Origin of the sequence: Tenacibaculum litoreum (assembly GCF_964513915.1) — a bacterium.
GTDB classification, from domain to species: Bacteria; Bacteroidota; Bacteroidia; order Flavobacteriales; family Flavobacteriaceae; genus Polaribacter; species Polaribacter litoreum.
This window is the reverse complement of record NZ_CAZEQS010000001.1, coordinates 227,406-253,008: the sequence shown is the minus strand read 5'-3', so window position 1 is coordinate 253,008 and position 25,603 is coordinate 227,406. Positions and strand designations below refer to the sequence as shown.

Here is a 25,603-nt window from a genome sequence, read left to right as displayed (position 1 = left end):
AAATTTGCAAAACTTAATTAAAAACTAAAAAATGGGAGATCCATATATTTTGATGCTAGTCGCTTTAGCTGTTTTAGCTATTGTAGACTTGGTTGTGGGAGTTAGTAACGATGCTGTTAACTTTTTAAATTCAGCAATCGGTTCAAAAGCAATTAAAGTAAGAAATATTATGATAATTGCGAGTGTTGGGGTGTTTTTTGGAGCAATTACCTCAAGTGGTATGATGGAAGTAGCACGTAAGGGTATTTTTAATCCTAGCATGTTTATGTTCCAAGACATCATGTTTATTTTTATGGCAGTTATGATTACTGATATTTTACTGTTAGATATCTTTAATTCATTGGGAATGCCTACCTCAACAACAGTTTCTATTGTATTTGAGTTATTGGGAGCCGCAGTATGTGTGTCATTGATTAAAATTGCAGCTAACGACGCTCAATCAATTTCAGACATTTGGAACTACATTAATCATAAAAAAGCTATTCAGATTATAAATGGAATTCTACTCTCCGTAGTTGTAGCGTTCTCTGTAGGAGCCATTGTTCAGTTCTTATCGCGTTTAATTTATTCGTTTAATTTTGAAAAAAGAGCTAATTACATCAATGCCTTATTTGGTGGTTTTGCAATCACTGCTATTACATATTTTATCTTTGTTAAAGGAATGAAAGGAACTCCTTTTTATAAAGACATAAAGCATTTAATTGAAGGAAATACACTTGTTATAATTGCTGGAGGTTTTGTTTTTTGGAGCGCTATATCTCAAGTATTAATCCATTTTTTTAAAGTCAATATCTTAAAGTTAATTATTGGTGTAGGTACCTTTTCACTAGCCATGGCATTCTCTGGTAACGACTTGGTAAACTTTATCGGTGTTCCGATTGCTGCTTGGAACTCATACCAAGCTTGGGAAGTATCTGGTATTGCTCCTGATGCATTCTCTATGGGGATTTTAGCTAAAAAAGTACCTTCTAACGTATGGTTATTATTATTAGCAGGAGCAGTAATGGTTATCACTTTATGGACTTCTAGCAAGGCTAGAAACGTTATTAAAACTGGTATTGATTTATCTCGTCAAGGAGACGGACATGAAAAATTTCAACCAAACCCATTATCTAGAGTTGTAGTAAGAAGTGCTATGGGTATAAATGCTGTTGTTAGCTTTATTGTACCTAAGAAAACTTTAACCTTCATAGATTCTAAGTTTCAAAAACCTGTAATTGAATTACCAAAAGACAAAACTTATGAAATGCCTGCTTTCGATTTAGTAAGAGCATCTGTAAACTTAATTGTTGCTGGTATTTTAATTTCTATTGCAACTTCAATGAAGTTACCATTATCTACCACTTATGTAACATTTATGGTAGCAATGGGTACCTCTTTAGCTGATAGAGCTTGGGGACGTGAAAGTGCTGTTTATAGAGTTGCTGGTGTAATAAATGTTATTGGTGGATGGTTCTTAACTGCCATTACAGCTTTCTTAACTGCGGCTTTAGTAGCTTACTTAATTAGCTGGGATATGGTAATGATTCCTGTATTGTTATTAGTGGTCGCTCTTTTAATTGCAAGAAACACATTACAACACAGAAAAAAATCTAAAGAAGAAAAGAAGCAAGTACATATGGAACGAGCAGAATTAATCACTATTAACGGTGTGATTGAAGAAAGCTCAGATCATATTGCTGGTGTTGCTAACCGCATTAATAAATTATATTCAAGTGTGGTAAAAGACCTTGCTACTCACGATTTAGTTAAATTACGTAAAACGGACAAGCACGTTACAAAACTAAATGATGAAATTGATAGTTTAAAAGATGGTGTATTCTACTTTATTAAGTCTTTAGACGATACTTCGGTACAAGCAAGTAGATTCTATATCTTAATTTTAGGTTATTTACAAGACGTTGCACAGTCTATTAGCTACATTTCTAGAGCTACATACAAGCACGTTAACAACAACCATAAAAACCTTAAAAAAGGACAAATTAAAGATCTTAAAAGTATTGACAATACACTTTCTAAGTTATTAGATGATATTGCTGATACATTTGAAAATAGAAGTTTTGATAATTTAGAACATATTATTAACGAAAAGAAAGAGTTATTAAAAGATGTATCTAAATCTATTGAAAAACAAGTAGATCGCATTAGAACAGATGAAACAAGTCCAAAGAATACTACATTATACTTTAGTATTTTAATTGAGACACAAGATTTAGTATCTGGATTAATGAGTTTACTAGAAACATACGAAGAGTTTCACATCAGTACGAAAACAGCTGAAATAGAAGCTTAATCAAACAAAAAAAGCCGAGTTAATTAACTCGGCTTTTTTATTTCTTTAATTTATAATAGCTATTACTTCTTTTTCATGGGACGCATTAAACCTTCTTGCGCTACCGAAGCTATTAATTTACCATCTCTAGTGTAAATATTTCCACAAGCAAAGCCTCTTGCTCCATTAGTATTAGGGCTTTCAACTGAGAACAACATCCAATCATTAAAATCGAAATCACGGTAAAACCACATCGAATGGTCTAAACTTGCCATTTGTGTGTTTCCAAAGTTAGCTACACTTGCGTTTGGATTTAAACAAGCTGTTAAAATATTATAGTCTGATATATACGTTAATATTTGCTGTTTAATACCCAAAGACAAATCAGACACTTCTCCTTTTAATTTAAACCAAACATCTACTACTGGTGGTAAATCCTTTCGGTCTAGCGGATTTACAATTTGTACTGGTTTAAAATCGATAGGACGTTCAATACTTAAAAAGTCTTTCATTTTCTTTGGTAAGAAAGCTCCAAATTGGTCTAACATATCTGTCCAACTCAACAATTCTTCCGGTTGTTTTAAGTCTTTTTTTATCAGCTTTTGATGCTCATACCCTTCTTCTTTTTTATGAAAAGAACAAGACAGGATAAATATTGTTTTATTTTTTTGATGTGCTGTTACTCTACGTGTAGAAAAACTACCTCCATCACGAATAGTTTGTACGTTATAAGTTATAGGTAACTCTAAGTTTCCTGCTTCTAAAAAATACGAATGTAACGAATGTAAGATACGCTCTTTAGGTGTTGTTCTATACGCTGCATTTAGTGCTTGTGCTAATACTTGACCTCCAAAAACATTTGGACTTCCTATATCTCTACTTACTCCATTAAAATTGCCTTCACCTAAGTCGTCAAGGGTAAGTATATTTAATAACTCTTGTGTGTTTTTCATTTGTTACTACAATAAAGAGGATTTAATTCTTTATACTTTTTGTTTTAAAAGGCTTTATTAGCCTAAATTCCGTTGGCTGAATTCTATTCAAAAATAAACTTAAAATACGGTTTGGAATACTTTTTCTATGTCGCAAATAAATTGTTAAATCTTGAGGTACTGCTCCTACAGAACTTTTTATTTCACTAGCTGTTCTTCCAAAATTGATTGTTTTTATATTATTATCAATTGCTAATGAGATATAATCATATAACATTCGTTGATAAATTGCATAGGTTCTATTAACTGTATAATCAATACCTACAAAGTGTGCATCTAATGTGTCCTGATTTATCATTCCTGATAAAAAACCAACTAACTTATCTCCTAACCAATATACTTTAATAACATAATCATCCTTTAAGTTTTCTTTTAAACACATGTACGTTTCAATATTAAAGTATCCAAGATTAAAACTTGCCTTATTTGATACGTTCTTATATAGTAACGCCATTTCTGGCAATAATTGTTTTAAAGATTCAATAGTTATCTCTTCCGTTTGTAAACCTGTACTCATTTTCAAAGCCTTTCTTGCTTTTACTCTATACTTTGTTTTTAATGCCGCTAAATAATCATCAAAAGTATTCCAATTACTATCTAATGTCAATACCATATTAGGGTCCACATTAAAAGAATTATAGCCTACATTATGCAGTGCGTCAGTAATAAAAAGAGATTCGTTCACAAAATCCTTCAGCATAAAAGCATCTATTACTTCTTTTGAAATATCTTTTTCAAAGGCTACAATAGCTTTAGCTAATTGTTTTACTACTTCTTTCTTATCTTGATTTGGTTTTATAAAAATTCCATGTTCACCACTTACAAATGTATTACCACATGTAAGTATTTTAAATGTTTTTTGAGAAGACAATAAATGTAGTTTTCTCCCCATGCATCGCATCCATTCTATAACCGATTGCAAATCGTTTTGAACACTATCTAAGTAAAAATCGACTAGCTTAATGGTAGCAAAGGCTATTGCTTCTTTTTTTTCATCAAACAATAAAATATAAGAAAACTGTATTTGTTCATTGTTCTTTTCTAAAGCCTCCAAATATGATGGATGAAGGTACAAGTTATTTGTACACTGTAGCTCTTTCCAAACCTTTTCCGGTATTTCTTTTACTGAAGAGAAGTAACATATATTGGATGATTTTTTTTTACAGGATAAAATAATAACAGCTTTTACGATTTGTATTTGTGTAAATTAGTAAAAGTTTATCAAATACACTATAAATTATTTTAAGCTACTCCATTATTCCAAACAGGGACTTTTAAAAACCTACTTATTTTTACCATATCACTTAACAAATATTCTTTATCACCATGGTTAAGTAAATTATGGCGTTCTCCATTTTGAGTTACTAAATTCACCTCATAACAGTAGTAACTTCCTGATTTATTTCCTTGAATAAATTTTGATAATACTTGTAACGCATACACTTGTTGAAAAGGTATGATTTCACCATCAACTAATACTTTTCTCTTTTGTGAGTTTAAAAATGCTTTAGCTCCAAAAGAAAACAGCAAGAAAACACCTATCAATACAAAGGGACCTCCATACATGAAAAACATCTTACCTCCATGCATAAATGTTAATGGTTCTTTTGAAAACTCAAAAAATTCTATATAAGACCAAACCACATAGTTTAACCCCATTAAAAGGAAACTCCAAGCTACAAATTTCAAGTAAGAGCTAGAGGTTATTTTATAACCAAAAGCTGTTTTTCGCAATCGTTCACTTAAAAAATTACTTCCTGAGCCTTTAACTGCACTCCAAGAAATGTTTTGCCCAATAGCATCAGTTGTAAAGTCACCAAAAGAAAACTCTATTTGTTTATTGGTTGGTGAGTTTTTCTTTCTTTTTGTCCAATAACTAGAACCGAACATGCCTATAAACATAAAAGCTAATACCGCTAACATACCGCCAGTTTTATAGTAAGTATATCGTTGTTTACTTATACTTAACTGATGAATTGGAACAGTAGCTTCAAGGCGTTTTATATTATTTAAATCTTTTCTTGTAGGGTTTGTAAGCTGCTGCAACGAGTCTAATTCTTGTGCTTTTTGTTGTACTTCTAAGTCTCTTTTATGAAACGATTCATACATATTTTGAAATTGTGGAAATGCTACAAAAATGAAAATTCCGATTGGAATTATTGCAAAAAACCAAGAGTTGTTGAGAGATACTTTTTTCATATTTTATTTTTTTGGGAAAGCAAATTTGAGAAAAGTTTTTGATTTTTTCACATAAAAAAAGCTTTTACCTAAATGTAAAAGCTTTTTAATTTGATACTATTTTTAGTATTACTCACAAAAAGGAACCGTAAAAAATCCTTCTATTGAATTATCAGTACTTGAATTTGCTTTTATTTTTATAGTTAGTTCATTATTTGTAAATCTTACAACCTCAGCAACTCCTTGAAAAAAGTTTAAAGGATTAGATCCTTTCTTATTAAAAACTACATTCACATTATCATAAACTCCTAACTCTGCTTTCACATAAGTTGAAATCTCTAACTCATAATCAAAAATATCAGAACTACAGTCTGCTTGTATATTAGTAATATGTACTGAAAGTTCATTGTTTCCAGACATAAATGCTTTACCTCCTTCAGCCGTAAAACTTGTTCCGAATACTTTTCCTGATAATTTTGTATTTGCAATTTCTGTTGGATCATTATCGCTATCAGAACAGCTACTCATTACTAAAGTTAGGCACATCAAAACCGCATAACTAATTTTAAAAATCTTTTTCATTCCTTGAAATTTTAATTTGTTTTTACAGGCTGCGAATTTAGTTTAAAAATAAAAACCCACAAACAAATTAATTGCTTGTGGGCTTTCTATATTTAATAAGGTTAGCTTACCCTACAATGTTTATAATTTTTCCTGGAACAATAATTACTTTTTTAGGCTCTCTTCCTTGTAATTGTTGTTGTGTTTTTTCATGTGCCATTACCGTTTTTTCAATTTCGTCTTTGCTCATATCTAACGGTAACTCTAAAGTAAAACGCATTTTACCATTGAAAGATACTGGATAATTTTTAGAACTTTCAACTAAATGCTTCTCTTCAAATTTTGGAAAAGCTACGGTTGAAATAGACTCATTGTGTCCTAACTGACTCCATAATTCTTCAGCAATATGTGGTGCATAAGGAGAGATTAACACTAACAATGGCTCTAAAATAGCACGCTTGTTACATTTTAATGCTGTTAACTCGTTTACTGCAATCATAAAGGTAGAAACTGACGTATTGAACGAGAAGTTCTCGATATCTTCTTCTACTTTTTTAATTGTTTTATGTAAGGTTTTTAACTCGTCTTTCGTTGGTTCTTCATCTGAAACATTGATACCATTTTCATCAGTGAACAATTTCCATAATTTCTTTAGGAAAGAATACACTCCTGAAATCCCTGATGTTTTCCAAGGCTTGGTTTGCTCTAACGGACCTAAGAACATTTCGAATAAACGTAAACTATCTGCTCCGTACTCTTCACAAATATCATCAGGATTAACAACATTACCCCATCTTTTTGACATTTTTTCTACCTCTCTAGTAGTCTTAAAATTCTCATTATTATCTTCTATTACTACACCATCATCATCTAAATAAATTGCATCTTTAGCTTCCTGAATTCCTGAATTTCTGAACTTAGAAATATCAAGATTATCAGTCGGTTTGATAAGGTTATTTATGTTCACTCTAGGATCACTATAACCAGAAACTCTAAAGTATACATCATTAACACTTAAATTATACTCTTTTTTAACATTTATCTCATTACAAAAATCCTCTTTTATTCTATTTAAAGATGAAATACTATTTACGCATTCATGCATAAATTTATTTCCTTTTTTAATAATTCCTTCAGAAAAGAAAATGCTTTGAAGTTTTGTATAAAATTTATCTTTTATTTCATGGTAAAAAGTGTCGCCATCAGAAATTTTATTATCATCTTCAAGAACAGTATAAATATTATAAATAGCTCTATTAGCAATCGCCGAAGTTCCTAAAATCATTCCTTGGTTAATCAGTTTTTTAGCAAACTCATCTACAGGTAAGAAACCTCTGTCAAATAAGAATTTTTGCCAAAAACGCGCGTATAATAAGTGCCCTGTTGCATGCTCAGAACCTCCGATATATAAATCTACTTCTTTCCAATAGTTAACCGCTTCTTTACTTACAAATTCTCCTTCATTATTCGAATCCATATAACGGTTAAAATACCAAGAACTTCCTGCCCACCCTGGCATTGTGTTTAACTCCAAAGGAAATACAGTCTCATTATCTATTAACTCATTACTCACTACTCTATTCTCAATACTATTCCACGCCCAAACCTCAGCATTTCCTAACGGTGGTTTTCCATCTTCAGTAGGTAAGTATTTTTCAACTTCAGGTAATACAATTGGTAAATGCTTTGCATCAATCATTTGAGGCATTCCATCTTTATAGTATACTGGGAATGGTTCTCCCCAATAACGTTGACGACTAAATACAGCATCGCGTAAACGATAGTTTATTTTTCCGTAACCAAATCCACGTTTTTCCAATTCGTAGATTACGGTTTTCATTCCTTTCTTATAGTTTAAACCGTCTAAAAAATCAGAGTTCGTTAATTTAATTCCGTCTTTAGCATCGTTTGCTTTTTCAGAAATATCAACATCAGCAAAAATATTTGGAATCTCTAATCCGAAGTGTTTTGCAAAATCGTAATCGCGTTGGTCACCACATGGTACCGCCATAACTGCGCCTGTACCGTAACTTGCTAATACATAATCACCAATCCAAATTGGTACTTGCTTTCCTGTAAAAGGATGTAACGCATACGCACCAGTAAACACCCCTGAAATGGTTTTTACATCTGCCATACGATCACGCTCAGAACGTTTTGCTGTTACCTCAATGTATTCTTCAACAGCCTTTCTTTGCTCATCAGAAGCGATTCGCTTCACTAAGTCATGCTCTGGAGCCAAGGTCATAAAAGACACTCCGAAAATAGTATCAGGACGTGTCGTAAACACATCTATTTTAGCATCATGACCATCCACATCGAAAGAAACCATGGCTCCTTGCGAGCGACCAATCCAGTTGGTTTGAGAATCTTTTAAGGGTTGTGGCCAATCGATATTTTGTAATCCGTCTAACAAACGTTGTGCATACGCAGAAATTCGCATAGACCACTGGGTCATTTTTTTACGAACTACTGGATGCCCACCACGTTCTGAAACTCCGTTTACAATTTCATCGTTTGCTAATACCGTTCCTAAAGCTGGACACCAGTTTACTTCGGTATCAGATAAAAATGTTAAACGGTATTGTAATAGTATTTCTTGTTGTTCTTTCTCAGAGAAGCTCTTCCATTCTTCGGCAGAAAACAGCCTAATATCTTCATCAGAAACCGCATTCACATTCGCGTTTCCTTCTGCTTCAAATTTAGCTACTAAGGTTGCAATATCTTCTGCTTTATCAGCATCTTTATTATACCAAGAATTGAACAATTGAATAAAAATCCACTGTGTCCATTTGTAGTACTCAGGATTCGAAGTACGAACCTCACGAGACCAATCGAATGAAAATCCGATATTGTCTAACTGACGACGATAGGTTTTGATATTCGTTTCAGTAGTAATAGCTGGATGCTGTCCTGTTTGAATCGCATATTGTTCAGCAGGTAATCCGAAAGAATCATATCCTTGTGGATGCAATACATTAAACCCTTTATGACGCTTGTAACGAGCATAAATATCAGATGCGATATATCCTAACGGATGCCCAACGTGTAATCCTGCTCCTGAAGGATAAGGAAACATGTCTAACACATAATATTTTGGTTTATCAGAATTATTTTCAGCTTTAAATGTACCTTGATCTGCCCAGTACTTTTGCCACTTTTTTTCTATCTCTTGGTGATTGTATTGCATTTGTAATCGCTTGTTTTAAAGGATGCAAATTTACAGTTATTGTTGATAAGTAAAAAGTTTAGTTCTTTTAATACTTTGTAAAGACTTAAATAAGAACAAAAAACCTCACAAGCACTTAAGCTTTGTAAGGTTTAAATTGAAATAAGAGAGTTTTTTATATTGTACTAATGTAATGGTTTGTTAAAATCACTTTTAACATTACTTCACATCTTGTTTATTCAGTGCTACTAGCTTCTACTGATTATTCAACTTGGTATCACTTTCACAAAGTATTAATTAAGTAACTACAAAGGCTAAGAAATGTCATTACTGCCCCTTTTTTGGGAATAAACGATTTAATTTATATACTCAAAAATGTTAATGTAACTACATACGCTTCTTTTTTAACTAGTTCTATTTTTATAATTTAGGAAACTTAATAACTAACCTACTATGAACGAAAATATAACTGCTTTAGATATTAAAGAAAAAGTATCTACTTTACTTAAAAACTCTATTGAACAACCTGAAATTGAAAATTTAATTAACAAAATACATACTTACTTTAAAGAATTAACTCAGCTCACTGGATTTGACAATCATATAGAGCACTTAGCAGCCGTTACAACTTCAAAAGGAAAAGCCTTAGGGTTAAACCATGCTGCACAATGCTTATTAGATTATAAACGAACCGTTAAATTTTTAAAAGCCATGGTGATGGCAATTAAAGAAAAACAACAAAACCACCCCAATGAAACTATCCGTGTTTTTTATGCTGGTTGTGGACCTTATGCTCCGTTTATTACTCTAATTACTCCGCTTTTTAGTCCTGAAGAAGTACAGTTTTCTTTACTAGAAATTAATGATAAGTCTCTAGAATATGCGAAAAACCTTATTCAAAAATTGGAGCTTACTAATTATGTAACAAACTACTATACTGCCGATGCCGTTACTTTCAAAATCCCTGAAGCAGAAAAGTATCATATACTGTTTAGTGAAACGTTAGATGCCCTGTTATACAGAGAGTGTTATGTTCCTATTTTATTTAATCTACTACCTCAACTATCAGAGGATGTCGCTGTAATTCCAGAAAATGTATTGATAAAAATGAGCTTATCGGTTAATCCAATTGCTGATTCCAAACACATAACTGAAGAAGTTGACACCATTATTGATGTTAGGAAAGCCATTGCTTTAAATACAGTAGACACAATAACTCCTAGTCAACTTCCAAATAAAAAAATAGCTGTAAAATCATTAAATATTGAACAGTACAATTACTTAATACTTGACACATTGGTACATGTTTATGGTAATATTTGGCTAACAAGAAATGAGTCTTCTTTAACAATTCCACTTGAAATGGGGATTGAGCATCCTTTTCACTTTAATTCAATTGTTTACACTTACCAAATGGATCCAGATATTGAGTTAAAATACAAACTAGAAGAATAATATTTCTTAAATTATTTTAACACAAAAAAGCATAACCAAATTGGTTATGCTTTTTTTATTTCTGAAATTTTCTTTTGCTTATCCTTTTATAGGAACAGTAACAATAACGTTATCCCACCCAATATACATATTGAAAGCATCATCTTCTCCTTCAAAAACAATAGAAAAAGCTTCAATTGTTTCATCTGATTTAGAAGTAGGAGCTGTAACTCTAGCTACATCTTCACTTTCATTATAAAAGTAAGATCCCCAAACATTTTTGGCTGTATTTAAAATAAGAGTCCACTCTTTTTCTCCTGGAATGGTAAATAATGTATATGTTCCTGCTTTTACTTTTTTACCTCCAAAGGTTACATCTTTATAAAATGTAATTTCAGCTGCTTCGTTTGCTCCTGTTCTCCATACTTTTCCCATAGGAGCTAATTTTGCTAACGATCTTCCTTTTAATTGTGGACGGCTATAAACAACTTTTACTGTCTTATCTGAAATTCTATAACTACTTGGGTAAGCAGCTGCATCCATTGGGCTTTTATCTAAGTTTGCGAATTTTTGAGCTGCTACTTCGTTTGAAAACACTAGGGCTACAGCAAATACAATAATTGATAAAATTGATTTTTTCATGTTCTTCTTTTTAATTGTTAATTGAGGATTTGTCACCAAAATTAAACATCCTTACACAAAAACTAAAACTTATACTGCAAAAATGCTGTAAAATTTCTTCCTGGTTCGTTAATTCTTGTCATTGGCAAATCTGCTTGGTTTTTATACGAGAAGTTTAAATGGTTCGTATAATTTTCATCAAACATATTTAAACAAGCAAGCCCTAATGTTAATTTATTTAAGGGTTTAACTCCTAATTTCACATCAAAAGTTTGGTACCCCTTCGTTACAGTTTCACCAAAAGAAGGTGCAATATTTTCTTGCTTCGATACGATATTATATTGTGCTTTTGCCCAATAACTTTCTTTGTCAACTCCTACAGAAATTTTTGATGTAAAAGGTGGATTTAATGGCAACGATTCATCAAAATCCTTGTTTTCTGTTTTTACATAAGCCACTTCTGTTTGTAAATAGTAGTCGTTCAACACCTCTAATTTTGCAGTAATTTCGAACCCTTTTTTGGTAGCATCTTCTATATTGGTAAACACTTTTGTAAACTCAGGTTTTTGATTAGGCATAAATTTTCGTGGAATTGTTGGATCTACCACTGCGGAAATATAGTCTTCAAAAATTGAATAAAACACAGATGTTTGATAGTGCAATCTTAAGCTTTTGTCTAATGCTATTTTTCCTTTTAACCCTAACTCAAACTGATTGTTTACTTCTGGTTTCAACAATGGATTACCTAAATATTCATACGAATCTGACCCTATTGTAAAGTGATTAATATAACGCTCAGCCATGTTTGCTGTACGTACACCTCTACCAAATGCTACTTCTAAAATTGCTTTTTTGGAAAATGCGTGTTTTAATGAAATATTACCACTTATATTCGTTTCATCTCTTTTTACAATAGGATACATTGCCGCAAAATCAGCTTCTAAATCTTTAGCATTTGCGTTTACAATATCTAGGCGAACTCCTGTAGTTAAAATAGTTTTAGCTGCTAAATTGAATTTTGCTTCGGTAAATACCCCAACATCATTTATATAAGCATCTTGCCAAATCTTATCTACTTTAACCATTGGCATTGGTAGCATCATACCATTCATCATTTTTATGGTACGTGTACGATTTCCTTCTCGTTTTATGTGATTGATATCACTCCCTACAAACAAATTAAAATCTTTATGCATATTAAACTCAAACTCTACTTTACCTCCGATAGTAGTTGACTCCACTGGTGATGAGGCAAAGACCATGTTAAAATTTGGTCGGTTTTCATTCGTCATTAAATGATCTACATAGCTGTAAAAACCTTTTGTTGTAATTGTTTTTAATGTGCTACCAATGTTTATTGCTTTATAATCTAACGATACAATTGTACTGTTGTCATAATCTGTATCCATTGGTAAGGCAGCGTGCTTTATATCTCTACCAAACGATTGACGCCAGTGCGCTTGTAAACGCTGATTTTCTGTAAAATTATATCCTAACTTTATGCCATAATCGGTACTGGTAAAAGATGACGGGACTTCCGTATTGTTACCATCCTTATAATCTCCAAAGTTTCGATATCCTACATTCCCTACCACATCAAACTTGTTGGTAACGTGTTGTAATTGTAACATATTTACAAATGAATTTCCATTCGTCTCATAGCCTGATGAAAATTTTCCGTGGAATCCGTTATCTAATAATCTATGGTTTTCGGTAACCATATTTACAATACCTCCAAAAGTTGCACCATATCTTACCGTAAAAGGACCTTTGATAATTTCAATTTTTGAAATTTCCTCGGGAATGATATGTGTGGTAATTGGATCCATTCTATTCGGACAAGCATTCACTGCTTTTGTACCTCCATCGTACATAACATTTAACTGTTCGTAAGCAGCACCTCTAAATGTTGGATCCATCGCATAGTTTCCTCTTTTTATAACTGAGAATCCGTTAATTTCAGAAAATAAGTCTGCTACATTTTTAGGTTGAATTACCTTTTTTTGATAATCATTTTTTACTGTAGCGTGAACAGGGTTTGTTTTTATTTTTCCGTTAACGATTACTTCGTTTAATTGTATTGTTTGTTGTTTAACTGTGTCTTTTTTTTGTTGTGCAGACATAGTTATAGTGAAGATACTAAGAAGCATCCATCCTAAATTTTTCATTAAAATTGGGTTTAATTTTTTACATAATTGCATAATAGCACCTTCCAATTCAAAAACATTTGAATTGTTCATAGCGCAAAAAAAACTTTATGAAAAAATTAAACTATTGGTGGATGAAACACTTCTTTGTTAAGTAAGTAGTGGTAATTTTTCTTAAATGAAAATAATGCTTTCCTTTCAGTAAATTTCTTTTCTTCTAATTCTATGGCTAAGATATTTACAAACCCTATTGGATATTCTTCCATAGAAATTCGTAATGATTTATAATCATCATCTTGTTGTTGTTCAAGCTCCATCATCAACTGACATTTACCATTACAGTTTAACTCTGGTTTGTCTTTATTAATACACAAAACTTTTGATATATAATCATAATTTATTGCGTACTCAACAAAAGGAGCTATAGGGCGTAACATGGCAATCATGTACAAAAACACTAACGTATATATGCCTATTTGTTGTTTCAAAAACATTATTCTTTTCGGTTGCAAATTTACTGCTTCTACTACAAACTACTAAAAAAAACAGCTCTTTATTCACTTTAAAAATCCTTTCGTTGTGCTTTTCTATAAATAAAGAATATTGGAATTACTACCCATAGTACTAAAACAAATAATGATGTTATTAACCCCAAAGATGTGCCGAAGAAACTTTTAAAAACCGCTCCCGTATATCCTAACAATGCTGAGATATCTAATTTTAATAATATGAGAATTCTTGATAGATCTATTGGGTTGAATGCTGTTGCTATAAGTGATGCATTATCTAGCGGATATTCTTGGAACATTACTAAAGATATGAGAAATACACCATCATAAATAACCGCCATTAGCAACCATACTAATATAGCATAACCAAAACCTTTAATTTTGTTTTCGTGCGTTAAAGCGATATTGTACGCTAATGCTACAAATATGAATGTTAAAAAACTTCCTACGGTTAGCAGCATTAAAAAATTAGAGGTAGAACCTTGCAACACACCATATAATAAAAACGGAATTCCTAAACCTAAAATTAAACTCAAGCTTAACGAAATTGCGACCCCTAAATATTGCCCTATAAAAATGTGAGACCTTTTTATAGGCTGCGACAAGAGTAATTCAATAAACTCTCTTGAATTATAGTAATACATTACTCCGAATATAGTTCCTATTAGCGGTGTTAATACAGTAATAATATTCATTAATGAAATTACCGCTTTTGAAGTATCGTTGTTTAAAAATAGTAATGCAAAACTTAGTAATAAATAAAAGCTGAAGTACACATAACTCCATCTACTTCTCACCAAATCGAAAAAACAGTAAGTTATAATTTTAATCATGATTTATTAATAGTAGGTTAGCTATGGCTTGTTCTAAATCTTGTTTATTTGTCTTGCTATATAGCTGCTCTTTTGTGCCTTTAAAGTAAATTTCTCCATCTAATAAAAACACTATTTCATCTGCTACTTCTTCAACAAAACTCATTATGTGTGAGGTTATTAATATTGTTTTCCCTCTTTGTTTTTCTTCTTCTATTAATTTTTTTAATGTAATGAGTGATATAGGATCTAAACCTGTGGTAGGTTCATCTAAAATAATAAGATCATTATCAAACATAAACGTTAGCACAATATTTACTTTTTGTTTGGTTCCTCCTGATAGGTTTCCTAATTTTTTATCTAAAAATGGAGCTAAACCAAATCTTTCTATCAATTCTTGTTCGTTAGTTGGCTTTGGACGTAGGTTCTTAATCAATTTTATTAATTCGCTAACAGTATTATTATTGGGAAAATTTGCTATCTGAGGCAAGTAACTTATCTCCTTTTTATATTCAAACTGTTGCAAAACAGACTTTCCTTTTATTTTTATATCTCCTTTGTCTAATAAAACCATTCCTAAGATACTTTTTATTAAGGTGGTTTTACCAGATCCATTTGGTCCTAATATCGCAAAAATACCTTGAGTATTTATTGTTAAATCTAGCTGATCCAATACCTGAACCTTACCAAACTTTTTACATATGTTGCTAATTTCTATCATAATACTTTCTGCATTAATGGTGCCTCATCTACCAAGTTTTTAGGTGTGAAAACTGGAGTTACTTTTTCGGAAAAATTTATAATGTCTACAAATAAGCTTCTTAATAAAATTATTGATTCTGGAGTTTTATTTACGATATATGAAAATAGTTTTACAGGGCGATATGGCACATCTCCTATCCCATTTTTATCTAAATCATAACCTGTATATGAGCTCCAATAATTCCCTTTAAAGCTATTATCATTTAATTTACTATTGTAGGAAACATCGAATGAATTGTTTAAAAAATTATTACTTTTAAATATGTTTTTATAACATGCTCCTGCCACTTTTAACGCCCATCCATTATTACTAAATGTATTGTTAATGTAATTTATTCGTGTAGCTCCTTCGAGGTTAATAGCTATGGTATTTTCTGAAAATTCGTTATGAATAATTTCTGCATCATAAATTTCTTTTAACAACAATCCGTATGACGCTGTTCCCCAATTTTTCAGAAACTTATTACGGGTCATTTTTATATATTTTGAAAACATTACAGCTACTCCTGCACCATTATTATTAAAGGTATTCTGTAAATACTCATTGTTATTTGAAAACATAAAGTGCAAGCCATATCGTAAATTATGATGACTATGATTATTCTTAACAACGCTATTTTTTACAAATTCAAAATAAATTCCGTCTCGTAAACTGTGTAACTCGTTTTTTTCTATCTCTGCATTAGAACAATGCCAAAGATGGATACCATTTCCTGTTCCTGCCTCAGTTGTTGCCTTACTTGAAATATAATTATTTCGTATTTTTATATTTTTACTTTTTTCAATCAATAAGCCAAAAAACACATTTGTAAGGGTTACATTTTCTATGATAATATGATTGCTTCTTGAAATATATATGGCAGCAAAATCTTTAGTATAACTTTTTCCTACATTTTTTGCTGAGATATTTTTTATAGTTACTGAATCGGCTAACACCTTAAAAACATATCCTTTAGCTTCAGCATCGATTACCACATTCTTTTTTCCTATAATAGTTATAGGTTTTGTAATTATTATATCATGCTCTTTATATACACCTTCCCTTACTATTATAGTATCGTGCTTTTGCGCTGTATCAATCATTTTCTGAATGGTTTGCTGACAAAATCCATTACTGGTTATTGCTAGTAAAAAAAATGATATTAGTAATCTCATAATAATTGGATTATACTTAAAACAGCTCTAACTGGTTTAATTATTTTATATAATCGTTGATTTCATTCCAGTTAAATTGCTCTCCAGGCACATTGATGGCTTCTTTATTTGCAAAGGCAGATAGGTTAGCTCCCATAGGACTTTTTATTTCTTTACTCACTAAAAAGGTAGCTTCTTTTGCTCTTATAAGTGTTGCAGGATTCGAATAATCAGTTACTAAAAACAACTCAATTTTACTTACATCTCTTTTGTCTAAATCTTGTAACATACATTCAATAGCATCGTACTTATAAGCTCTTCCTTTTTTAGTAACAATTTCAGACGCATGTGTTTTTTCAACTATGGTCATTTGACAAGAGTGACACATATCTGTACCATACTGAATTTCTTTGGGTGCTATTTTACATGAAAGTAACAACACCATCATACATCCATAAAAAAACATTAGAGTTGCTTTCATTTACTTATAATTTACTTTTTGATTCTTTTTACCTACAATATATGCTATAAAGGTTAAAAACATTCCTATAAACATTGCATAAGCTCCAAAGCGAGGATACGAGTGTGCTCTAAAATTTAAGATATCTTTACTACCAAATAATGGAGGCTGAAATCCCATAATACTTCCATCAGGATTGGTAAATTTCATAATTGCTTTCGGGTCTAAATTATGTCCGTAATTATGCTCCCATAAATAAAAATCGTACATCCCTGCTATTCCTAATAGAGTCATTAAAACCAACCATCTTAAATACCACTTGTAATTAGCTTTTAACCCTATTAAAACACCCAAAATTACCATTACAATTATAACAGGAGGGAAAATTTTAAATTCAGGAATAGTTTCTGGTATATATTTCATCCCCACGTAATGGTTCATTAAGTTTATATTTTTTATATCATGTGGGTGCATATCTGCAAACTTACCTATGTATATATCCATTCCTAGTGGGGTGGGGTATTGAGGGGCTTCTAGAGTTATGTTCCACAACGGAAATATAAAAAGCAATAACAGTAATAAAGAACCGAAAATCATTAATATTCTATGCTTTATCATAATTTTATTTTTTAAGATTCTAGATTTTTGAAGTAAAAAAGCTGTTTGAAAGGTTATATGATAAATTTATTCAAACAGCTTTTCAATCTAAAAAACTAACCCTTTATTTCTATTTGTTTCTATTCACCGTCTAAAGACCAGCTTAATTTTATAGGAGAATCTTTAGGAGATACTCTAACATACCCTTGCATTTCTTGGTGTAAAGCCGAACAGAAATCGGTACAATAAAATGGCCAAACTCCTACTTGTTTTGGCTCCCAAACAAATGTTTCAGTTTGCCCTGGCATTATTAGTAATTCTGAAGTGTTTGCCCCAATCATACTTACACCATGAGGAACATCATAATCTTGCTCTAAATTGGTAACGTGGAAATACACCTTGTCTCCCACTTTTACTCCTTCTATGTTATCAGGAGCAAAGTGACTACGAATCATGGTCATGTATATATGTACCTCATTCCCTTTACGTTCAACTCTAGCATCCATTTCATTAGTTACAGCATAAGGATGTTTGTTTTCTTCAAGCTTAAATATTTTTCTAGAACGAGGTTTGATTAAATCTGCTGGACATCCTGCTGCGTAATGAGGTTCACCTACAGTAGGAAAATCTAATAATAGCTCCATTTTTTCTCCAGAAATATCGTACAGTTGTGCTGATTGTGTTACCTCTGGTCCTGTTGGTAAATATCTATCTTTAGTAATTTTATTCATTGCCAATAAGTACTTACCAAATGGCTTACGTGAATTACCTCCTGGAATCATTAAGTGACCTACCGAGTAATACGTTGGTTTTCTATCAATTACCTCCCAAGTTCCTAACTTCCATTTAACTACTTCAGAAGAAATAAAGAACGTTGTATAACCATTCCCTTCATTATCAAACTCGGTATGTAATGGCCCTAAACCTGCTTGTTTAACACTACCTGCGTTTACCGCTTCAAAATCGATAATTGGAATACCATAAGCTTCTCCAGCAAACTTCTTTTCTTCAATTGCTTTTACCATCTTAGAGAATGAATGTACTGTAACATCAGCAGATAACTTACCACTACCTACAATATACTCTCCACTTGGGTCAACATCACATCCATGAGGAGATTTTGGTGTTGGTAAAAAGTAAATAGCACCAGGTACTTCTGCAGGATTAACAACCAACACTTCTTTCTTCATTGTAGAAGTAGCTTGATGTGTGTGCTCATCATACACATTATGTGCATAATTTGCAGGCATTTTCTTACCTCCTCCATTTTTTACATACTCAGCAATCATTTGCCAGTTCACAGCCGCAATAAAATCTTTATCATTTTGTGATGCATTAACTTCTAATAAAGTGTTTGCTTCTTCTGAATTATATGTTGTAAAGAAGAACCATCCATGAGAGTTTCCACGTCCTGGGTGAGCCTTGTCATAATCAAAACCTGGCATTAAAATTTGGAAATCAATTTCCATTCCACCATCTTCTGGATCTACTTTTAAAAATGATAATGCTCCTTTAAAGTTTCCTTTATACTCTTTAATAGAAATATCTCTTTGAGGAACAGGAACCCCAAAACGAGTACCTGCAACAACATACTCTGTGTTTTCTGTTACATAAGAAGAACTGTGATTACCCGCACTATTCGGAATTTCAATAATCTCTGTAGTTTCAAAAGTTGTTAAATCAATCTTTGCTATACGTGGAGTATTATTACCATTGATATAAACATAACGACCATCTATTTCTCCAGCCGTTTGTGATATATCTGGATGGTGAGCATCATCCCAAGGAATGAATCCATGCGATGTATTTAACATTGGTTTAGTTTCCTCATTAAACCCCCAAGCTTTTTCTGCATCTACCGAAAAGACAGGGATTACTTTAAATAGCCTACCTGATGGTAATCCATAAACCGCCAATTGTCCACTAAATCCTCCTGAAACAAAAGCATAAAACTCGTCGTGTTCACCTGGAGCTATATATACTTTTTCGGCAACATTACTCCCCAATGCACCTCCTTTTTTCTGTTCTTTACCTCCGTTATTGCCACAACCTATAAAAAATAAGGAAGTTGCAACTAACAATAAGGTGCTTTTTATGATGTTTTTCATTACTAATTATTTTAAAGTTCTAAAATATTCTACGATTGCTCTTGCTTCTTTTTCGCTAACATTTTGGTTTGCCATTGGCGAGCCATTATACTCTATTAATAATGCTTTTGCTATTGGATCTTTTTTAAGCATTTCTTCTGGGTTAATAATCATGTTCATTACCCATTCTGGTGATCTTCTATCAAACACTCCTGTCGGATTTGGCCCTATAAACTTTCTATTTGTTCTATGACATGCCGAACATTTATTTTTAAATAGCTCTTTACCTTCATCCACTAATTTTTGGTCAATTGCACCAGATATATCTAGCGATTTTACAGGTCCTATTCCTTTATTAGACAAATCTACATTAGCCGTAGTCTCTTTTTTTTCTACAGATGCTTCTTTAGGTTTTTCCTTTTGTACCTCTTTTTTAACCGGTGCTTTTTTAGTTGAATAATCTACTTGGTTATTCTTTTTATCATTTCCGCATGAAAACAATACAAAAGAGAACATTAGTATTAATAGTTTATGCGTGTGTTTCATTTTTGATTGATTTATAATTTATTGTTATTTACGGTACTAAAACTTGATCGATAACGTGTACCCATCCATTACTTACTTTTACTGTTTGAATAATTTCTACTCCATTTACATAAATTTTTCCTTCCTTATTTTCTATCAGCATGTAGTTACCAGATGCCATATATAATTTTCTCCCTTTTTTAGCTTCTTTCTTTAACTGTTCTAAAGGAAAATTTGCTGGAGCAACATGATTTTTTAGCACAAAAGCTAACTTTGATTTATTTTCTGGTTTTAATAAATCTTCTACTGTATTTGCTGGTAATTTTTCAAATGCAGTATTTAACGGAGCAAAAATGGTTAATGGACCTGCATTTACAACTGCATCCTGTACACCCGCGGCTTCAATAGCTGTTACTAATGTTGTAAAATCTGCTATGCTTTTTGCTTTCTGTAAAGCATTAGGATCGGAAACCTCATCTTTTACAGATGCTTGTCCCTGAGGTTTTATTACTTCTTTTTTTTCTACCGAAATCGTATTGGTATTATTAGTACTACTATTTTCTTTCTTACAAGAAAAAAACAAGAGCAATGCAACTAAATAAACTATTTTAAATATTTTCATTGTGACTACTATTTGTTATCTGCCCAAAATTATTGCTATCTACCTTTCAAAAAAATGACAATTATCATGTTTAAAGGATAAAATTGTCTTTTTTAAAAATAAGTGTTATTTTTTGAAAAAAACCACCTCACATAAATAATAGACAATGAGAAGTTTAATTAATTTTTATCTTCTAATTTTTATTTATTCTAAATAAAAAACTTATATTTGCACGGATTTTACGAAAAGATAATGATTGTTTTTTATACTGAAACCAAGAAAGTTACCTCAAAAACTTCTATTAAAACACTACAGAAAACTACTGTTTGTAGTTCTTCCTGTACAAGTAACTGTATTAAACCTAAAAGTAAATGCTGTAATAAATATCAAAAGAAAGGGATTAATTGTAAAAGATGTCCTTTAACATTTGGTTTAAAAGCAGTTTCGTAATTAATAATAATTTTCCCCCGTTTGTTTATATATTATATCACAAACAAAAAGCCCTTAAAAGAAATTTCTTTTAAGGGCTTTTAATTTTATTTAAAAAGGATTTTTATGCTACCTTCAATAAAAAGTAATTTTTCTTACCTCTTTGTAATAACACGTATTTATCAGCAATAAGATCTTTTGAAGTAATTACAAAATCTTCACTTACTTTTTCTTTATTTACCGATATTGAATTCTCTTTTAAAGCTCTTCGTGCATCTCCGTTTGATTTTAAGAATCCTGTTTTAGCGGCTAAAGCTGCAATCATATCTAACCCTCCGTCTATGTCCTCAGACGTCACCTCTGCTTGTGGCACACCGTCAAACACATCTAAAAAAGTTTGCTCATCTAAACTCTTTAAATCATCAGCTGTTGACTTACCAAATAAAATATTTGAAGCAGCAACTGCTTTGTCTAACTCTTCTTTTGAGTGTACAAAAATAGTTACTTCCTCAGCTAACTTCTTTTGTAAAGCTCTTTGATGTGGCGCTTCTTTATGTTCAGCAATTAAAGCATCAATAGTTTCTTTATCTAAAAACGTGAATATTTTAATATACTTTTCAGCATCCTCATCTGAAGTGTTTAACCAAAACTGGTAAAACTTATAAACTGATGTTTTATCTGCATCTAACCAAACATTTCCTCCTTCAGACTTTCCAAATTTAGAACCGTCAGCTTTTGTAATTAATGGGCAAGTAGCTGCAAATGCTTTTGCATCTTCACCTGGTGTCATTCTACGAACTAACTCTGTACCTGTGGTAATATTACCCCATTGGTCAGAACCTCCCATTTGTAATTTACAGTTTAAGGTTTTATATAAGTGATAGAAATCATACCCTTGAATTAATTGATACGTAAACTCTGTAAAACTCATTCCGTTACCAGCTTCTCCTGTAATACGCTTTTTTACAGAATCTTTTGCCATCATGTAGTTTACAGTAATTCTCTTACCAACATCTCGCACAAATTCGATAAATGAAAAATCTTTCATCCAATCGTAATTGTTTACCAATAAAGGAGAGTTTTTAGCCCCGTTATCAAAATCTAAAAAGCGACCTAATGTTCTTTTTAAACCTGCTACGTTTTTTGCTAAAGCTTCTTCATTTAATAAATTACGCTCATCTGATTTTCCAGTTGGATCACCGATCATACCTGTTGCACCTCCTACTAAAGCTACTGGCTGATGCCCTGCTTTTTCAATGTGAACTAGTAAAATAATTGGAACTAAACTACCAATGTGTAACGAATCTGCAGTTGGATCAAAGCCAATATAAACCGACGTCATTTCTTTTTGAAGTTGTTCTTCGGTTCCTGGCATAATGTCGTGAATCATTCCACGCCATTGTAATTCTTCTACTAAATTCTTGGTCATTTTATTCTATTTTTAAAGAAGCAAAGATAAGTTTATCAGCCAAAATAAACTAAATTCGCTTTATGATTTTAGTTACAGGAGGAACAGGTTTAGTAGGCTCACATTTATTATATCATTTAAGCCAAAAAAACGACAAGATTCGAGCTATTTTTAGAACTAAAAAAAAGCTTGAACATGTTAAGAAAATCTTTTCTTTTTATACAGATAATGTGCTACAGTATTTCTCTAAAATTGAATGGATACAAGCTGACATTACTGATATTCCTTCCCTAGAACCTGTATTTAATAACATTACACAAGTTTACCACTGTGCTGCATTGGTTTCTTTTAACCCGAAGGATTATAGAAAAATGCGTCAAGTAAACATTGAAGGAACTGCCAACTTAATCAATTTTGCTATTGATACTAACGTAGATAAATTCTGTTTTGTAAGCTCTATCGCTTCAGTTGGTAATGCTATTAACGGAAAACCAATTAATGAAGAAAACGAATGGCTTGATAGTGATGAAAATCACGGATATGCAATTACCAAGTATGGTGCTGAAATGGAAGTTTGGAGAGGTAGCCAAGAAAATTTAAATATCGTAATTGTGAATCCTGGTGTAATTTTAGGAGGAGGTTTTTGGAATGAAGGCTCTGGTAAAATGTTTACCCAAATAAATAATGGATTTAAGTTTTACACTGAAGGTATTACTGGCTTTGTTGGAGTTAGCGATGTGGTGAAAGCAATGATAAGTCTGATGGATTCTCACATTAAAAATGAACGTTTTATTCTTGTTTCAGAAAACAAATCGTTTAAAGATGTTTTATTTAGCATTGCTGATAACCTGAATAAAAAGAGACCCTCTAAAAAAGTAGGAAGGTTGATAACTTCAATATTTTGGAAAATTGATTGGCTTTTAACAAAGCTTACTGGTAAAGAACCTTTGCTTACTAAAAACTCTGCAAAATCTGCTCACAACGAATCGTTCTATACTTCTAAAAAAATCATGGAACAACTTGGTTTTGAATTTGAACCTGTTGATAATGCAATTGCTAGAATTTCCAGAGAATTCAAAAAACAAGTTACTTAATATTATTCTTCAAGTCTTTTTTTTCTAACTCTCTATCTTCCCTTTTTATTAACTCTTTAGGAATATCATTCAATAATAGTTCTTTATCTAAAACAGTATCTTTTTTGATGCCTTTTATAGAGTCTTGAACCTCTTGTTTTTTTCTATATAAAACGTCTAATGAATCAATATTCTTTTTTACTTTATTTAAAATTTCAGTATACTGGTCAACCATAGAAGTGTAATAGGTATTACTAGCATCAAAGCGAGTACTATCAATTTTATACTTTTCGTATACCAAAATCATATAGTTTTTTTCTCTCTTTAAAAACTTATTTTTTTGGTTTTTAGCTGAAGAAGCAATATACATATCGGTTAATAACGAAACCATTGAATCTTTCGGTATAAGATTCTCTGGCTTTTTGTATATCGTATTACTGGTACACGACACTATAAACAAACCAATACATATGTAAAAAAAAGACTTCATCTATCTGTTAAATAATAATCGTTTCCCTTTAATCTCTTCGTTAAACACACCTTCATTGTACATTAAGTTTCCATTTACAAAAGTGTGTGTTATTTGGTTTGAAAACTCAACTCCTTCAAACGGAGACCATCCACATTTATACAATACATTTTCTTTATCTACTGTCCATTTTTTTTCAGCATCAACTAAAACTAAATCAGCATAAAACCCTTCTTTTATAAATCCTCTTTTTTCAATTTTGAAGATTTTCGCTGGGTTATGACTCATCTTTTCTACTGCTTTTTCTATTGGTAGCACTCCTTCTTTCACCTTTTCTAAAACTGCTGGAACTGCATGTTGTACTAATGGACCTCCACTAGGTGCTTTTGTATACACATTATCTTTTTCTTCTAAGGTGTGGGGTGCATGGTCGGTTGCAATAATATCAATTCTATCATCTAACAATGCTTTCCATAAACCATCTTTGTCTTTTTGAGTTTTTACCGCAGGATTCCACTTAATATGTGTTCCTTTTTTATCGTAATCAGCATCGGTAAACCATAAGTGATGTACACAAACCTCAGCCGTAATTTGTTTTTCTTCTAACGGAATATCATTTCGGAATAAGTGTGTTTCTTTTTCTGTAGATAAATGAAAAATATGTAAACGTGCTCCTGTTTTCTTTGCTAATTCAATTGCTTTTGAAGATGATAAATAACATGCTTCTTCACTACGAATCAATGGGTGATATTTTACAGGAATGTCATCACCGTATTTTGCTTTATATTCTTCTGTGTTTTTTCTAATAGTAGCTTCGTCCTCACAATGTACAGAAATCAACATTTTAGTTGATGAAAATATTTTTTCTAATACTTCTTCATTATCAACTAACATATTTCCTGTTGAAGAACCTAAGAATAGTTTGATCCCCGCAACGTCTTTTGGATTCGTTTTTAACAACTCTTCCAAATTATCATTAGTTCCTCCAAACATAAACGAATAGTTAGCATACGATGTTTTGCTTGCAATATCAAACTTGTCTGCTAATAGTTCTTGAGTTGTTGCCTGTGGCACTGTATTGGGCATTTCTATAAACGAAGTAATTCCTCCAGCAATTGCTGCCTTACTTTCTGTAGCAATATTAGCTTTATGTGTTAAACCTGGTTCACGAAAATGTACTTGGTCATCAATCATACCAGGAATTAAGAATTTTCCTTCAGCATCTACCATTAATACATCATCGGTAGGAATTATGTTTTCTCCTATTTCCTTAATAAATTCTCCTTCTATTAAAACATCGCCTTTAAAAACCTTGTTTTCGTTAACGATTTGTGCGTTTTTAATTAAATATGATTGTTTCATT

Annotated in this window: 22 protein-coding genes; 3 read left to right on the top strand and 19 right to left on the bottom strand. The window is 31.7% G+C overall.

The genetic code is table 11. The annotated features are described in order from the left end of the window. The first annotated feature begins 31 nt into the window (after positions 1–31). Positions 32–2,293, top strand: a complete 2,262-nt coding sequence (locus tag ACKTTR_RS01080) for an inorganic phosphate transporter (RefSeq protein WP_408026121.1) — start codon at positions 32–34, stop codon at positions 2,291–2,293. A gap of 62 nt (positions 2,294–2,355) precedes the next feature. Here ACKTTR_RS01080 and ACKTTR_RS01075 read toward each other — a convergent pair whose 3' ends face one another. From ACKTTR_RS01075 to ACKTTR_RS01055, 5 genes are all read right to left on the bottom strand, one after another. After that, complete coding sequence (locus tag ACKTTR_RS01075; protein WP_408026120.1) at positions 2,356–3,225, bottom strand: acyl-CoA thioesterase; 870 nt, start codon at positions 3,223–3,225, stop codon at positions 2,356–2,358. A gap of 22 nt (positions 3,226–3,247) precedes the next feature. Beyond that, positions 3,248–4,318, bottom strand: a complete 1,071-nt coding sequence (locus ACKTTR_RS01070) for a GNAT family N-acetyltransferase (protein ID WP_408026119.1) — start codon at positions 4,316–4,318, stop codon at positions 3,248–3,250. Between the two features lie 188 nt (positions 4,319–4,506). Further along, positions 4,507–5,463, bottom strand: coding sequence for a hypothetical protein (locus tag ACKTTR_RS01065; protein WP_408026118.1), 957 nt, complete (start codon positions 5,461–5,463; stop codon positions 4,507–4,509). Between the two features lie 108 nt (positions 5,464–5,571). Next, positions 5,572–6,024, bottom strand: a complete 453-nt coding sequence (locus ACKTTR_RS01060) for a hypothetical protein (protein ID WP_408026117.1) — start codon at positions 6,022–6,024, stop codon at positions 5,572–5,574. Positions 6,025–6,130: 106 nt separating this feature from the next. After that, a complete protein-coding gene (locus ACKTTR_RS01055) occupies positions 6,131–9,193 on the bottom strand; it encodes a leucine--tRNA ligase (RefSeq protein ID WP_408026116.1) in 3,063 nt (1,020 codons plus the stop codon). A 432-nt stretch (positions 9,194–9,625) separates the two neighbouring features. On the opposite strand from ACKTTR_RS01055, the gene ACKTTR_RS01050 reads away from it, so the two are divergent. Beyond that, positions 9,626–10,627 carry an SAM-dependent methyltransferase gene (locus ACKTTR_RS01050; RefSeq protein ID WP_408026115.1) on the top strand — a complete coding sequence of 334 codons (1,002 nt, stop codon included), beginning with the start codon at positions 9,626–9,628 and terminating at the stop codon, positions 10,625–10,627. A gap of 78 nt (positions 10,628–10,705) precedes the next feature. Here the strand turns inward: ACKTTR_RS01050 and ACKTTR_RS01045 are convergent, their stop codons facing one another. The 12 genes from ACKTTR_RS01045 to tyrS form a co-directional block, all read right to left on the bottom strand. Then, on the bottom strand, positions 10,706–11,248 hold the full coding sequence (locus ACKTTR_RS01045; protein ID WP_408026114.1) for a DUF2911 domain-containing protein: 543 nt from the start codon (positions 11,246–11,248) through the stop codon (positions 10,706–10,708). A 62-nt stretch (positions 11,249–11,310) separates the two neighbouring features. Next, a complete protein-coding gene (locus ACKTTR_RS01040; protein WP_408026113.1) occupies positions 11,311–13,467 on the bottom strand; it encodes a TonB-dependent receptor domain-containing protein in 2,157 nt (718 codons plus the stop codon). Between the two features lie 26 nt (positions 13,468–13,493). Beyond that, positions 13,494–13,862: a hypothetical protein gene (locus ACKTTR_RS01035; protein WP_408026112.1), complete on the bottom strand. Its 369-nt coding sequence runs from the start codon at positions 13,860–13,862 to the stop codon at positions 13,494–13,496. A gap of 74 nt (positions 13,863–13,936) precedes the next feature. Next, on the bottom strand, positions 13,937–14,716 hold the full coding sequence (locus tag ACKTTR_RS01030; RefSeq protein ID WP_408026111.1) for an ABC transporter permease: 780 nt from the start codon (positions 14,714–14,716) through the stop codon (positions 13,937–13,939). After that, a complete protein-coding gene (locus ACKTTR_RS01025; RefSeq protein WP_133535399.1) occupies positions 14,709–15,416 on the bottom strand; it encodes an ABC transporter ATP-binding protein in 708 nt (235 codons plus the stop codon). The genes ACKTTR_RS01030 and ACKTTR_RS01025 overlap by 8 nt, the downstream gene beginning before the upstream one ends. Next, positions 15,413–16,612, bottom strand: a complete 1,200-nt coding sequence (locus ACKTTR_RS01020; protein WP_408026110.1) for a nitrous oxide reductase family maturation protein NosD — start codon at positions 16,610–16,612, stop codon at positions 15,413–15,415. The genes ACKTTR_RS01025 and ACKTTR_RS01020 overlap by 4 nt, the downstream gene beginning before the upstream one ends. 40 nt (positions 16,613–16,652) lie before the next feature. After that, the gene (locus tag ACKTTR_RS01015) at positions 16,653–17,072 is read right to left on the bottom strand and encodes a nitrous oxide reductase accessory protein NosL (RefSeq protein ID WP_408026109.1); all 420 of its coding nucleotides are present in this window, start codon (positions 17,070–17,072) and stop codon (positions 16,653–16,655) included. Next, entirely contained in the window at positions 17,073–17,669 is a 597-nt protein-coding gene (locus tag ACKTTR_RS01010; RefSeq protein ID WP_408026108.1) for a hypothetical protein, read from the bottom strand. A 119-nt stretch (positions 17,670–17,788) separates the two neighbouring features. Further along, positions 17,789–19,756 (bottom strand): Sec-dependent nitrous-oxide reductase, encoded by a 1,968-nt coding sequence (gene nosZ / locus ACKTTR_RS01005; protein ID WP_408026107.1) that lies wholly within the window; start codon positions 19,754–19,756, stop codon positions 17,789–17,791. Between the two features lie 6 nt (positions 19,757–19,762). Beyond that, on the bottom strand, positions 19,763–20,281 hold the full coding sequence (locus tag ACKTTR_RS01000; protein ID WP_408026106.1) for a c-type cytochrome: 519 nt from the start codon (positions 20,279–20,281) through the stop codon (positions 19,763–19,765). Positions 20,282–20,309: 28 nt separating this feature from the next. Beyond that, complete coding sequence (locus tag ACKTTR_RS00995) at positions 20,310–20,882, bottom strand: fasciclin domain-containing protein (RefSeq protein WP_408026105.1); 573 nt, start codon at positions 20,880–20,882, stop codon at positions 20,310–20,312. A 532-nt stretch (positions 20,883–21,414) separates the two neighbouring features. Then, positions 21,415–22,719: a tyrosine--tRNA ligase gene (gene tyrS / locus ACKTTR_RS00990; protein ID WP_408026104.1), complete on the bottom strand. Its 1,305-nt coding sequence runs from the start codon at positions 22,717–22,719 to the stop codon at positions 21,415–21,417. Between the two features lie 62 nt (positions 22,720–22,781). On the opposite strand from tyrS, the gene ACKTTR_RS00985 reads away from it, so the two are divergent. Next, positions 22,782–23,792, top strand: coding sequence for an SDR family oxidoreductase (locus ACKTTR_RS00985; protein WP_408026103.1), 1,011 nt, complete (start codon positions 22,782–22,784; stop codon positions 23,790–23,792). Here the strand turns inward: ACKTTR_RS00985 and ACKTTR_RS00980 are convergent. Beyond that, a complete protein-coding gene (locus ACKTTR_RS00980) occupies positions 23,785–24,261 on the bottom strand; it encodes a DUF4296 domain-containing protein (RefSeq protein ID WP_408026102.1) in 477 nt (158 codons plus the stop codon). The two genes, ACKTTR_RS00985 and ACKTTR_RS00980, sit on opposite strands and share 8 nt — an antisense overlap. Then, positions 24,262–25,602: a dihydroorotase gene (locus ACKTTR_RS00975; protein WP_408026101.1), complete on the bottom strand. Its 1,341-nt coding sequence runs from the start codon at positions 25,600–25,602 to the stop codon at positions 24,262–24,264. Position 25,603 lies beyond the last annotated feature (1 nt).

Excerpts from the sequence above, each read along its gene's own strand:
- ACKTTR_RS01080 (WP_408026121.1), top strand. The coding sequence starts at position 32 with ATGGGAGATCCATATATTTTGATGCTAGTCGCTTTAGCTGTTTTAGCT.
- ACKTTR_RS01075 (WP_408026120.1), bottom strand. The coding sequence starts at position 3,225 with ATGAAAAACACACAAGAGTTATTAAATATACTTACCCTTGACGACTTA.
- ACKTTR_RS01065 (WP_408026118.1), bottom strand. The coding sequence starts at position 5,463 with ATGAAAAAAGTATCTCTCAACAACTCTTGGTTTTTTGCAATAATTCCA.
- ACKTTR_RS01060 (WP_408026117.1), bottom strand. The coding sequence starts at position 6,024 with ATGAAAAAGATTTTTAAAATTAGTTATGCGGTTTTGATGTGCCTAACT.
- ACKTTR_RS01055 (WP_408026116.1), bottom strand. The coding sequence starts at position 9,193 with ATGCAATACAATCACCAAGAGATAGAAAAAAAGTGGCAAAAGTACTGG.
- ACKTTR_RS01050 (WP_408026115.1), top strand. The coding sequence starts at position 9,626 with ATGAACGAAAATATAACTGCTTTAGATATTAAAGAAAAAGTATCTACT.
- ACKTTR_RS01045 (WP_408026114.1), bottom strand. The coding sequence starts at position 11,248 with ATGAAAAAATCAATTTTATCAATTATTGTATTTGCTGTAGCCCTAGTG.
- ACKTTR_RS01040 (WP_408026113.1), bottom strand. The coding sequence starts at position 13,467 with ATGAACAATTCAAATGTTTTTGAATTGGAAGGTGCTATTATGCAATTA.
- ACKTTR_RS01030 (WP_408026111.1), bottom strand. The coding sequence starts at position 14,716 with ATGATTAAAATTATAACTTACTGTTTTTTCGATTTGGTGAGAAGTAGA.
- ACKTTR_RS01025 (WP_133535399.1), bottom strand. The coding sequence starts at position 15,416 with ATGATAGAAATTAGCAACATATGTAAAAAGTTTGGTAAGGTTCAGGTA.
- ACKTTR_RS01020 (WP_408026110.1), bottom strand. The coding sequence starts at position 16,612 with ATGAGATTACTAATATCATTTTTTTTACTAGCAATAACCAGTAATGGA.
- ACKTTR_RS01015 (WP_408026109.1), bottom strand. The coding sequence starts at position 17,072 with ATGAAAGCAACTCTAATGTTTTTTTATGGATGTATGATGGTGTTGTTA.
- ACKTTR_RS01010 (WP_408026108.1), bottom strand. The coding sequence starts at position 17,669 with ATGATAAAGCATAGAATATTAATGATTTTCGGTTCTTTATTACTGTTA.
- nosZ (WP_408026107.1), bottom strand. The coding sequence starts at position 19,756 with ATGAAAAACATCATAAAAAGCACCTTATTGTTAGTTGCAACTTCCTTA.
- ACKTTR_RS01000 (WP_408026106.1), bottom strand. The coding sequence starts at position 20,281 with ATGAAACACACGCATAAACTATTAATACTAATGTTCTCTTTTGTATTG.
- ACKTTR_RS00995 (WP_408026105.1), bottom strand. The coding sequence starts at position 20,882 with ATGAAAATATTTAAAATAGTTTATTTAGTTGCATTGCTCTTGTTTTTT.
- tyrS (WP_408026104.1), bottom strand. The coding sequence starts at position 22,719 with ATGACCAAGAATTTAGTAGAAGAATTACAATGGCGTGGAATGATTCAC.
- ACKTTR_RS00985 (WP_408026103.1), top strand. The coding sequence starts at position 22,782 with ATGATTTTAGTTACAGGAGGAACAGGTTTAGTAGGCTCACATTTATTA.
- ACKTTR_RS00980 (WP_408026102.1), bottom strand. The coding sequence starts at position 24,261 with ATGAAGTCTTTTTTTTACATATGTATTGGTTTGTTTATAGTGTCGTGT.
- ACKTTR_RS00975 (WP_408026101.1), bottom strand. The coding sequence starts at position 25,602 with ATGAAACAATCATATTTAATTAAAAACGCACAAATCGTTAACGAAAAC.